Annotated in this window: 9 protein-coding genes and 3 pseudogenes; 3 read left to right on the top strand and 9 right to left on the bottom strand. The window is 49.6% G+C overall.

Annotated elements, in window-relative coordinates:
- Nucleotides 1-240: 240 nt before the first annotated feature.
- Nucleotides 241-1,581: pseudogene (locus tag CS369_RS19665) on the bottom strand (NCS2 family permease).
- A gap of 319 nt (nucleotides 1,582-1,900) precedes the next feature.
- On the opposite strand from CS369_RS19665, the gene yieH reads away from it, so the two are divergent.
- Complete coding sequence (gene yieH / locus CS369_RS19660) at nucleotides 1,901-2,566, top strand: 6-phosphogluconate phosphatase (RefSeq protein WP_196908378.1); 666 nt, start codon at nucleotides 1,901-1,903, stop codon at nucleotides 2,564-2,566.
- Between the two features lie 105 nt (nucleotides 2,567-2,671).
- Here the strand turns inward: yieH and CS369_RS19655 are convergent.
- The 4 genes and pseudogenes from CS369_RS19655 to CS369_RS19640 form a co-directional block, all read right to left on the bottom strand.
- Nucleotides 2,672-3,319: pseudogene (locus CS369_RS19655) on the bottom strand (amino acid ABC transporter permease); the annotation flags it as partial.
- 1 nt (nucleotide 3,320) lies between these two features.
- Nucleotides 3,321-4,073, bottom strand: a complete 753-nt coding sequence (locus CS369_RS19650) for an amino acid ABC transporter permease (protein ID WP_196908376.1) — start codon at nucleotides 4,071-4,073, stop codon at nucleotides 3,321-3,323.
- Between the two features lie 130 nt (nucleotides 4,074-4,203).
- Entirely contained in the window at nucleotides 4,204-5,043 is an 840-nt protein-coding gene (locus CS369_RS19645) for an ABC transporter substrate-binding protein (RefSeq protein ID WP_196908375.1), read from the bottom strand.
- A 269-nt stretch (nucleotides 5,044-5,312) separates the two neighbouring features.
- A pseudogene (locus CS369_RS19640) lies at nucleotides 5,313-5,666 on the bottom strand (omptin family outer membrane protease); the annotation flags it as partial.
- Nucleotides 5,667-5,977: 311 nt separating this feature from the next.
- Here CS369_RS19640 and CS369_RS19635 point away from each other — a divergent pair.
- Nucleotides 5,978-6,406, top strand: coding sequence for an aspartyl protease family protein (locus CS369_RS19635; protein ID WP_196908373.1), 429 nt, complete (start codon nucleotides 5,978-5,980; stop codon nucleotides 6,404-6,406).
- A 449-nt stretch (nucleotides 6,407-6,855) separates the two neighbouring features.
- Complete coding sequence (locus CS369_RS19630; protein ID WP_196908372.1) at nucleotides 6,856-7,311, top strand: hypothetical protein; 456 nt, start codon at nucleotides 6,856-6,858, stop codon at nucleotides 7,309-7,311.
- 230 nt (nucleotides 7,312-7,541) lie between these two features.
- Here CS369_RS19630 and phoU read toward each other — a convergent pair whose 3' ends face one another.
- The 4 genes from phoU to pstC are packed head-to-tail and all read right to left on the bottom strand — an operon-like array spanning nucleotide 7,542 to nucleotide 10,965.
- Entirely contained in the window at nucleotides 7,542-8,276 is a 735-nt protein-coding gene (gene phoU / locus CS369_RS19625; protein ID WP_196908371.1) for a phosphate signaling complex protein PhoU, read from the bottom strand.
- Between the two features lie 14 nt (nucleotides 8,277-8,290).
- On the bottom strand, nucleotides 8,291-9,067 hold the full coding sequence (gene pstB / locus CS369_RS19620; RefSeq protein ID WP_196908370.1) for a phosphate ABC transporter ATP-binding protein PstB: 777 nt from the start codon (nucleotides 9,065-9,067) through the stop codon (nucleotides 8,291-8,293).
- Between the two features lie 51 nt (nucleotides 9,068-9,118).
- Complete coding sequence (pstA, locus tag CS369_RS19615; protein ID WP_196908369.1) at nucleotides 9,119-10,006, bottom strand: phosphate ABC transporter permease PstA; 888 nt, start codon at nucleotides 10,004-10,006, stop codon at nucleotides 9,119-9,121.
- Nucleotides 10,006-10,965 (bottom strand): phosphate ABC transporter permease PstC, encoded by a 960-nt coding sequence (gene pstC / locus CS369_RS19610; RefSeq protein WP_196908368.1) that lies wholly within the window; start codon nucleotides 10,963-10,965, stop codon nucleotides 10,006-10,008. Before pstC ends, pstA begins: the two co-directional genes overlap by 1 nt.
- Nucleotides 10,966-11,073: the final 108 nt, after the last annotated feature.

The raw sequence follows: 11,073 nt of genomic DNA, 5'->3' as shown, positions 1-11,073 counted from the left end.
ATAAGTGCAACATTTTCCATGATGGCCTCTCCTGAAAGAAAAACACCCTGTCAGCGTACCGCTGCAGGGTGGGGGTGACCATCTCATTAGCCCCGCAAGCGGGGCTGAGGTTGCAGACAAACCTACTTTAAAATTGTCATTCCCGCACAGGCGGGAATCTCGTACAGGCTAAACGCGTTCATTCTGACAGAGGTCCCCGGCCTACGCCGAGGACGACGAAGAGGCTGACTGCGCATGCAATTAATACGCGTCGATAAAGATAAACTTCAGCAGGAACAACACCGCAACCACCACCACACAAGGGCTGATTTCACGCCAGCGCCCGGTTGCTGCTTTCATCACCACATAGGAGTAAAGCCAAGGGCAATCCCTTCGGTGATGGAGAAGCTGAATGGCATCATCACCGCAGTAATAAACGCAGGCACCGCTTCGGTAAGATCGTCCCATTTCACGCGTGCCAGGCTTGAGGTCATCAACACCCCAACATAAATCAACGCACCTGCCGCCGCATAAGCGGGCACCATGCTGGCCAGTGGGGAGAGGAAAATCACCAGCAGGAACAGAATACCGACCACAACTGCCGTCAGCCCGGTACGTCCGCCAACCGAAACACCGGAAGAGCTTTCGATGTACGCCGTTACGGAGGAAGTGCCAATAAAGGAACCGGCCACCGAGCTGATGCTATCAACGTAAAGCGCCTGCTTCATACGCGAGAATTTACCGCGCGCGTCGACTAACCCAGCTTTATCCGTCACACCAATCAGGGTGCCAGAGGAATCGAACAGGTTGACCAACATAAAGGAGAAGATCACACCGGAAAGCGCCAAATTCAGCGATCCTGCCAGATCGACCTGACCGACAACGGATGTGACGCTCGGCGGCATAGAAAACACGCCAGAAAACTTCACGTCACCCAGCAACAGGCCAATGACCGTAGTCACCACAATGTAAATCAGCACAGCGGCGTGAATGTTACGTGAGGCCAGTACCGCAATGATAAAGAACCCCAGCGCGCCCAGCAGAACACGGTGAGACGTCAGGTTACCAATGGTCACCAGCGTTTCCGGGTTAGCAACAATGATACCGGCGTTTTTCAGGCCCATCATGCCGATAAACAAACCGATACCGCTGGCAATCCCTAAACGCAAGCTGATCGGAATGTTAGCGATCATCCAGTAGCGAATCTGGAAAATGGTCAGTATCAAAAAGCCGACTGCGCCCCAGAAGATGGCCCCCATCGCGACCTGCCAGGAGATCCCCATGGCACCGACGACGACGAACGCAAAAAAGGCATTCAGCCCCATGGCAGGAGCCAATGCAACTGGCAGGTTAGCCACCAGCCCCATCAAAATACTGCCAAACGCAGCAATAAGACAGGTGGTCACAAACACCGCTTGGGTATCCATGCCCGCAACACCCAGAATCTGCGGGTTTGTTTACGAAAACGATGTAGACCATGGTAAGAAAGGTCGTGAACCCAGCAATCGTTTCCGTACGCGCCGTAGTGCCATGTTGGCGCAGTTTGAATACGCGCTCCAATAAGCTTTGCTCTCCCGCAAGCTCAGGTTGTGATGTTTTCATTATCAACGTTCCAGATAAGGAATTATGGTCGGTGGGTATCCTATAACAAAATGTACAGAGATTAACGCCATTGGCCGGTTTTTTTTCTTGCCATAAGCAGAGGTTATTACAACCCTTACCCTCAACGGCATCAGGTATCTTTTTTCTGCAAATACGCGAGAAAAACAGCGAACAAGCCATAACTCTCCGCCTTCAGAACAAAAGATGAAAACCAGTTTAAAAACAGTATTTTATCGTGTTTACGCCCGGTGAGGTCAAAATACTGACACAGTGGGGTAAAGTAGTGGGTGAACCACACGCGTTACCAATAAGGAACCCCATGTCTTCGATTGATTGTGTTTTTTTCGATTGTAATGGCACGCTGGTCGACAGCGAAGTGATTTGTTGCCAGGCCTATGTGAATATTTTTATTCCGTATGGCTTACAGTTGTCGCTGGAGGAGGTCATCAAGACCTACAAAGGCGTCAAGCTCTACGACATTATCGATCGTGTGAGTGCACAACATGGCCTGACGGTGGTGCCTGAAACGCTGGAAAAACACTTCCGTGCAGAGATCGCCCGGCTGTTTGAGAAATCACTACAACCCATTGACGCCATTCCAGAACTGCTTGGCGCGATTACCGTGCCAATGGGCGTGGTATCGAACGGCCCGGTCAGCAAAATGCACCATTCGCTCGGATTAACCGGGCTGCGTGAGCACTTCGCCGATCGCCTGTATAGCGGCTACGATTTGAAAAAATGGAAGCCCGATCCCGCCGTTATTTATCACGCAGCTCAGCAGATGCGGGTCAATCTAGAGAACTGCCTGCTAGTGGAAGATTCGTTTTCAGGCGTGGAAGCGGGTATCGCTGCGGGCATTCCGGTGTACTACTACTGCGCCGACCCGCACAACCCGCCCATCGATCACCCGCTGGTCACCACCTTCCACACGATGCGTGACTTACCGCAACTGTGGCGCGACAAAGGCTGTAACATCACCGCCTGACGGCGGTTGGCCGCGCTAGGCTGGGCGCGGCCGCCAGCACCACCAAAACCGCCGTTTTGGCGCGTCAACCCGCGCGTGCACCGCATAGAGCTGGCTCACGCGATGCGCCAATAGCTCCAGGGCCAGACAAAAAACAAAGTAAACCAGCGCCACAAACAGGAACACTTCGGTGGGATAGACCATACTGCGGTTGTTAACCTGTGTAGCCAGAAACGTCAATTCCCCCACGCCCACGATATACGCCAGCGATGTATCCTTGATTAAGGAAATCCACTGGTTGATAAACGATGGGACCATCATGCGTAGCGCCTGGGGCAACACGATAAACCAGAGTACGCGCCAGCGACTGAAACCCAACGACAGCCCGGCCTGCCACTGCCCCTGACTGATAGCAACAATCCCCGCTTTGACGCCATGCGCCAGATAGGCCGCGCCAATAAACGCCAGCGCACATACCACGGTGGTGATTTCAGGAATATCGACACCAAATACAATGGGCAGCAGGAAGTAAGTCCAAAAAATAAGCATGATCACCGGAATAGCTCGGAAAAAACCCAGCACCAGCGCCAACAGCGCGCCTAGCCAACCGCGAGACATCGCCAGCGCCACGCCCAGCACCGTGCCCAACATCGCAGAAGCGATACCGGCCAATGCGCTGATAACGAGCGTCAATGCGGCTCCACCGATTGGGCCATCAGGAAACGTGCCCCACAACAAATAGCTGAGGTTATCGCTAATAATCGTAAAATCCATGTTAGTGCCCCCGCGCCAATTGACGTTGCTGCCGCCACATACCCCAGCCTTCGATCAGCGCAATGATCGCGATATACAGCACCGTCGCAACGCCGAACGCCTGAAAGGTTCGCAAGGTTTCCGTCTCAACCTGACGAGATGCATAAGAGAGCTCGGCTACGCCAATCGCCATCGTCAGAGAGGAATTCTTGATGATATTCATGTATTGCCCCAGCAGCGGTGGCATAGCAATTTTCAGCGCCTGAGGCAGCACCACATAACGCATGGCTTGCCAGGGCGTCAGCCCCAATGCCAGCGATGCGTGTTTTTGTCCGCGCGCGACGCCGCCTATTCCCGCACGAATCTCTTCGGCGATAAACGCGCTGGAATAGAGCGTCAGGCCAATCAATCCGGCGAGAAACTCGAAAGAGGGCCAACTCAAAACCAGGCCTGCAATGGCCACATCGTGGGGTGAATTCAGCCATTGCAACAGTGCACCCGGCAGCAACTGCGCCGCGCCGAAATACCAGAAGAATAACTGCACCAGCAACGGCGTATTGCGAAACAAGGCGCTGTAAGCGATTACCGGCCAGCGCAAAAGGCTACGATAGCTATCTCTTGCGGCGGCAAGCACCATTCCCAGCAACGTTGATAGAACAACCACACACAGTGAAAGCCACAGTGTCAGCAAAAAACCATGCCACAACCATGACAGATAACGGGATGCCAGCAGCCCGTTTTCCAAAAAAGAAGCAACGTTTTCAGTCAATGTCATACCCTGTTCGCGGTAGTAAAAACGCTTTGTTGCAGAAACGACAATGCCCTCTGTTCAACAGAGGGCAGAATGCGGTGTTACCTGAAACGACCTGTAGCCTCACGTTGGCACGTGTGGACGGATAATGGCATCAGGCTTTAGGCTGTTTATCCAATGGCGCAAAGGTGAAATCACCACGTGGTTGAGCAGATTTTGTGGTCGGCCCAAACCAGCGATCGTAGGTCTGTTTCGCTTCACCGGTTTTTTCCAGTTGCAACAGCGTTTCATCCACCTTCTGTGTCAGGCGATCTTCACCTTTAAGAACCCCCACCCCTTGGTATTCCTTGGTGATGCTAAACGGAGAGATCTCAAACTCGGCTTTTTGTGCATCTGGCACGTTGGCCAGTAAACCAACCAGCTTGGCGTCATCCTGAGTAATGGCCTGTACGTTACCATTACGCAAAGCGGCGAAAGCAAGCGGTGTGTCGTCATAAGAGATGACTTTTGCCGTCGGATAATGTTCACGCAGCGTGATCTCTTGCACGGTCCCTTTATCCGCACCGATACGCAGCGCTTTAATGTCTTCCGGCGTTTTCAGCACACCTTTACGGGCGATAAATTTCTGTCCGGTGGCGAAGTAGGGAATACTGAAATTAACCTGCTTGGCACGCTCATCCGTAATGGTGAAATTGGCGGCAATCAAATCGACTTTCTGCGAGGTCAGCAAAGGAATACGATTAGCCGGGTTGGTGGCACGCAGTTCGACTTTCACACCCAGCGCTTTGCCGATGGCTTCCGCGATGTCCACGTCATAGCCCACCAGCTTTTTGGTTTGCGGATCGACAAAACCAAACGGCGGGTTACTGTCAAATACCGCAATTTTCACTACGCCCGCTTTCTGAATATCATCCAGCTTGTCCGCCTGAGCGATACCGGAAACAGAAATTAAACTCGCTAATAACGTTAATGCAACAACTTGTTTTTTCACCATTTCCCTTGTCACCCTTATAAGTTTTGTTAGCCAGCAAGCTAACAGCCCGCGCGGCAATCAGGAAATAATAAAAATGGATAATATTATAATTATGTCACATAGCCGAGTTTCAGACTCGGGGAAGGCGTTTAGGGAAAGATAAAACCTAAGCCATGAAGGGAGAAGCCGGACGATTCGTCCGACCAGCGGGTTTAGAACGTGTATTGCATACCAATCGTGGTGATAAAGTTGTAGTTCTCGATGCCACCTAGGTTCTCACTTCTGTCGGTATACTCATTGGCAAAATTTAAGCGTGTGTTGGGATGCTTGCTTTTATCCGTCCATTCCAGCTTAGTTTCATCAAACCAGTCAGTATCTTTCATAAAACCACCTCGGCTGGCGATGGTCGTCCAACCTGATGCACCGACGGATACCCAAGGCATGACATCCCAATCGAGAGAGCCTTTTACGATGGCCGCATTGTTATATTTCCAGTCAAGTTGACTCCCCTTTCTGCCCCCTTCATCGGGATCGTATACACGTTCTTTGGTTTTCCCGCTCAGGGTTCCCAAACCAATATTCCCACTCAATTTCCCATCGGGAAAAACACCCAGTCTGGTGTCTGCTACAGTAGATAAAGCCACAGATAAAACTTAAATTGCATTACACGATTCTCTTTCTTTTGGTTAAGCACTTTTCTCTTATCCCCATAAGAAGATAACGAGTCAACCAATGATTAATATATTGTTTATCAATTAGTTAAATTACAACCATCTTGAGCGGTTATCAATATACGCTTAGAGGCTACGCACAATGACAGTTCGATATCTTGACAAGCGATTTAAGGCTATCCGCCGTAGAGTAAATATTATTTTTTCAAGATGAGCATCAGCTTAGAAGCTTCTGATAAACGGCAATAATTTCAACATTAAAAAGCATTCCTTTGCCATGATACATGCCTTTCAATCAAGGTCGCGCATTATACTTAAAAATATGTTTAATTCTCACAAACCTAATCATTGTTTATATTTCGTTTAAAATTAAAACAATAGAATTTTCAAAAAAACCAGTATACAAAGGGAATAAATATGCCTCTAAGTCACGAAAAATAACCAAAATAGCATCCATATTACTTTGTTTATCAAGTGTGACAGGGTGTGATTCTCTGGAAAAGAACGAGCGTGAAACCCAAAATAATAAAAAAACCGGTACCGTTCTCGACACAAATATTGAAGATGATATCGTCATCCCCGTCGTGATAAACAACAAAACATTAAACTTTCTCGTTGATACTGGTGCCAGCGTAACCTTTATTGATGAAAAAATAGCGAACACGATAACACGCCCCTTACTCTCATCAGAAATTCCACAGAATTATCGCTAGGAATTTTCAAACGTCACGACGGTTTCTGGACGATTGGAGGGCCATCAGTTTGCCCTATTGAAACCAACCACCTTCATCATCGGCACAAAAGAGATCAATGACAGCGACATATGGGTTTCTCTCGATTTATCACTGCTGACGCAATCGATGGGAACAAAAATAGACGGCATTATCGGTATTGATACGTTTAGACGGTTCAATTGAAAAATCGATAATGACAAAAAAAAGTTATTATTTTCGACACGCTCCCCTCCGCATCAAATTATCAGGCGTGCACTGGCTATGATGACAGTTACAACCGAATGCCACAACGCTGGTTTAAATATAAAAATAATGATGTGGCCTTTCGCATGGATACCGGCGCTGATCATAACTTCGTTTCCAATTAATTTCTCAATTATATCAAAGAGAACAAGCTATCGATTGAATTATTGTCTAGCAATGAACCGATGGCTGAAGCGGGTGGCTTAACAAAAAGCACCCAATATATCTTACAGGACTTTGTATTTAATGGGTTGCCATTAAATAAAATGGAGTTTTCAGATAATCAGGAAGGAAAATTTCATGTCGGGATGGATTTCCTGTCTCGGTTTAAACGCTATACGTTTATACCTTCGCGCATGATGTTTTGCTATGACGCTAACTCTATTGAAAAAAACAGTATTCCTCATGAACGTTACATTGCAGTTCGCTATATGGATGGAAGCATTGAAGTGTTTTACAACAATAATGAAGAAATACAAAAATACGGATTAAAAAATGGTGATAAGATATTAACCATCAACAACACCAAGTATGCACCAGAAAAAATAAAAACAGTGAGAAAACTGTTACTTCAGGAGCCCAAAGGAACATTGGCACTGACTATTCAGCGTGAAAATCAAGTAATGGATATTATGCTCTAACACACACAAACCTCTGCATCCAATCATTAACAAAATGCCCCTGACGGGGCGTATGAGGTTGCTGATAAACGGTCCGACTCCCACCGTCATCCGCGCGAAGGCGGGGATCTCTTGCCGAAGAAACGCGTTTATTCACACAGAGATCCCCGCCTTCGCGCGGATGACGAGGGGTAGAGTGATTTTGTCAGCAGTCTGAACACACCCCGACGGGGGATATTTATCAGTGAAAATCACTGAGGTGCAGGTCCGTTTTTCTCTTTCTCCAGCAGTTTTTCCAGCGCATCACCACCAATATGGCGGAAATCCTGCCCTTTAACGAAGTAGAAAATAAACTCGCAGATGTTCTGACAACGGTCACCAATGCGTTCGATTGAGCGGGCGCAAAACAGCGCGGTCAATACGCTCGGAATAGTACGTGAGTCTTCCATCATGTGCGTCATCAGTTGGCGCACAATGCCTTCATACTCTTTATCGACCTTCTTGTCTTCGCGATAAATACGGATAGCTTCATCCAGATCCATGCGCGCAAAGGCGTCCAGTACGTCATGCAGCATTTCTACCGTATGACGACCCAACGATTCCAGGCTAACCAGCAAAGGCTGATGCTGATGCGAATATTTATCCAACGCAGTGCGACAGATTTTATCCGCTACATCGCCAATACGCTCCAGTTCAGAAATGGTTTTGATGATTGCCATCACCAGACGCAAATCACTCGCCGTTGGCTGACGCTTGGCGATGATACGCACACAGGCTTCATCGATGGTCACCTCCATCAAGTTCACCTTGGCATCACCTTCAATCACGCGCAGGGCCAATTCCGCGTCACGGTTGTGCATTGCCGTAATGGCATCCGTCAGTTGCTGCTCAACCAAACCGCCCATTGTCATCACCTGGGTGCGAATGTGCTCAAGCTCAGCGTTGAACTGCCCGGAAATGTGTTTGTTCAGATTCAGATTGTCCATGATGCTTCCTGTAATCAACCATAGCGACCGGTAATGTAGTCTTCGGTCTGTTTCTGTTTGGGCGCGGTAAACAGGGTATCTGTATCGCTAAATTCGATCAGTTCGCCCAGGTACATAAATGCCGTATGATCCGAACAGCGTGCCGCCTGTTGCATGTTGTGGGTGACGATCACCACGGTATAATCTTTCTTCAATTCGGAAATCAGTTCTTCGATGCGGCCCGTAGAGATAGGGTCCAGCGCCGAACACGGTTCATCAAGCAGCAATACATCGGGACGGATAGCGATACCGCGCGCAATGCACAAACGCTGCTGCTGACCACCCGAGAGACTGTATCCGCTCTGGTGCAGCTTATCTTTGGTTTCCTGCCACAATGCGGCTTTGGTCAATGCCCACTGCACGCGCTCATCCATATCGGCGCGGGAAAGTTTTTCGAACAAACGCACACCGAAGGCAATATTGTCATAAATCGACATCGGGAACGGGGTTGGCTTCTGGAACACCATGCCCACCTTGGCACGTAGCAACGCCACATCCTGCTTGTCGGTAAGAATGTTGTTGCCATCCAGCAAAATATCCCCTTCCGCGCGCTGCTCCGGATACAGTTGATACATTTTATTCAGCGTGCGCAACAGCGTGGATTTGCCGCAGCCAGACGGGCCGATAAACGCGGTCACCTGATTAGTGGCAATATCCAGCGTAATGTCTTTCAGCGCATAGAATTTTCCGTAATAGAAATTCAGATTGCGCACCTGAATTTTGTTGTTGGATGTCTCGGTAGCCATACTCATTAAGACTTCTCTCTTTTAACTGGCGTGTCGTCCGACACACCGTTGAATCCATTAATGTTTCTTTTTCGCGAACAAAATACGCGCGACAATGTTCAGCAGCAGCACGCACAGCGTAATCAGTAGCACCCCCGCCCAGGCCAGCTGCTGCCACTCGACAAACGGGCTCATGGCAAACTTAAAGATGGTGACGGGGAGGTTGGCAATCGGGTGCATCATGTCGGTGTTCCAGAACTGGTTGGACAGCGACGTAAATAGCAACGGTGCGGTTTCCCCGGCGATACGAGCAATGGCCAGCAGCACGCCGGTAATAATGCCGGAGACAGAGACTTTCAATGTGATGGCCGAAATCATTTTCCACTTCGGAGTTCCCAGCGCATAAGCCGCTTCACGCAGGCTATCGGGAACCAGTTTCAGCATGTTCTCTGTGGTACGAATCACGATAGACACCTGCAATAGCGCCAGCGCAATCACCCCCGCCCACCCCGAGAAGTGCTGCATCTTTGTCACGACAATCGAGTAGACAAACAAGCCAACCACAATCGAAGGTGCTGACAATAAGATATCGTTAATAAAGCGAATCACTTCGGCAACAATAGATTTTCGACCATATTCCGCCAGGTAGATACCCGCCATAATGCCGAGCGGTGTACCAAAGACCGTAGCCCAGAAAATCAGCAACCCACTGCCAACAATGGCGTTGGCAAGCCCACCACCTACGGTATTGGGCGGCGGCGTCATTTCGGTAAACAGCGCCAGCGACATGCCGTCGATCCCTCTCACCACGGTGGAGAACAGGATCCACACCAGCCAGAACAGGCCAAACGCCATGGTGGTCATGGAGAGACATAGCGCAATGCGGTTCTTCTGGCGACGCCAAGCCTGCATTTTCTGCCGGGTACGCGCCAGTGTGGCTTCTTGTTCCATTCCTAACGCCGTCATTAGCGTGCCCCCTCATTTTTTGCCAAACACATAATCATCAACTTAGACAGCGCCAGCACGATAAAGGTAATCACAAACAGGATAAGACCAAGCTGCATCAATGCCGCCGTATGCAGGCCAGATTCCGCTTCGGCAAACTCGTTCGCCAGCGCGGAAGTGATACTGTTACCCGGCATAAACAGCGACAGGCTGTCCAACTGGTAGGTGTTACCGATAATAAAGGTCACCGCCATGGTTTCACCCAGTGCACGCCCCAACCCCAGCATGACGCCACCAATCACCCCGTTTTTGGTGTAAGGCAATACGATGCGCCAAATCACTTCCCAGGTGGTGCAACCTATGCCGTAGGCTGACTCTTTCATCATTACCGGTGTTTGCTCAAACACGTCGCGCATTACGGCAGCGATATAAGGAATGATCATGATGGCCAGAATCACACCGGCGGCCAGAATACCGATACCAAACGCCGAACCAGAGAACAGTGTGCCCAAAATAGGAATGCCGGACAGGATACTTCCGACTGGTTGCTGGAAGTATTTGGCAAACAACGGTGCGAAGATAAACAGACCCCACATGCCGTATACGATACTCGGAATGGCGGCCAATAATTCAATGGCAACACCCAATGGGCGTTTTAACCAGTTCGGTGCCAGTTCGGTCAGGAACAAGGCGATACCGAAGCTGATAGGGATAGCAATGATCAAGGCAATCAAAGAGGTCACAATGGTGCCGTAAATCGGTACCAGTGCACCGAACTGCCCGGCAGGCGCGTCCCACTCTTTGGTCCACAGGAACGCCAGACCAAACTTCTCAATGCTCGGCCAGGATGCCACGATCAGGGATACGATGATGTCACACAGCAGCAGCAGCGTCAGCAGCGCAGAAGCTCTTACCATCGCGCTAAAGATCACATCGCCCAGCTTTCCGGGGGCTTTCATGGTTGGCTTATACTCCGCCATAGGGCTCTCTTCTTCAGTGTTATACCCAATCAATTTGGGTATGTTGCATTTGACAGGCAAAGGCGGACGGGCTTCCCGCCCATCCGCCATAACTGATGTCAGTGCCTT

It is taken from the genome of Candidatus Symbiopectobacterium sp. 'North America' (genome assembly GCF_015762685.1).
GTDB lineage: Bacteria > Pseudomonadota > Gammaproteobacteria > Enterobacterales > Enterobacteriaceae > Symbiopectobacterium.
This window is presented reverse-complemented; position numbering and strand designations above follow the sequence as displayed.

Excerpts from the sequence above, each read along its gene's own strand:
- yieH (WP_196908378.1), top strand. The coding sequence starts at position 1,901 with ATGTCTTCGATTGATTGTGTTTTTTTCGATTGTAATGGCACGCTGGTC.
- CS369_RS19650 (WP_196908376.1), bottom strand. The coding sequence starts at position 4,073 with ATGACATTGACTGAAAACGTTGCTTCTTTTTTGGAAAACGGGCTGCTG.
- CS369_RS19645 (WP_196908375.1), bottom strand. The coding sequence starts at position 5,043 with ATGGTGAAAAAACAAGTTGTTGCATTAACGTTATTAGCGAGTTTAATT.
- CS369_RS19635 (WP_196908373.1), top strand. The coding sequence starts at position 5,978 with ATGCCTTTCAATCAAGGTCGCGCATTATACTTAAAAATATGTTTAATT.
- CS369_RS19630 (WP_196908372.1), top strand. The coding sequence starts at position 6,856 with ATGGCTGAAGCGGGTGGCTTAACAAAAAGCACCCAATATATCTTACAG.
- phoU (WP_196908371.1), bottom strand. The coding sequence starts at position 8,276 with ATGGACAATCTGAATCTGAACAAACACATTTCCGGGCAGTTCAACGCT.
- pstB (WP_196908370.1), bottom strand. The coding sequence starts at position 9,067 with ATGAGTATGGCTACCGAGACATCCAACAACAAAATTCAGGTGCGCAAT.
- pstA (WP_196908369.1), bottom strand. The coding sequence starts at position 10,006 with ATGACGGCGTTAGGAATGGAACAAGAAGCCACACTGGCGCGTACCCGG.
- pstC (WP_196908368.1), bottom strand. The coding sequence starts at position 10,965 with ATGGCGGAGTATAAGCCAACCATGAAAGCCCCCGGAAAGCTGGGCGAT.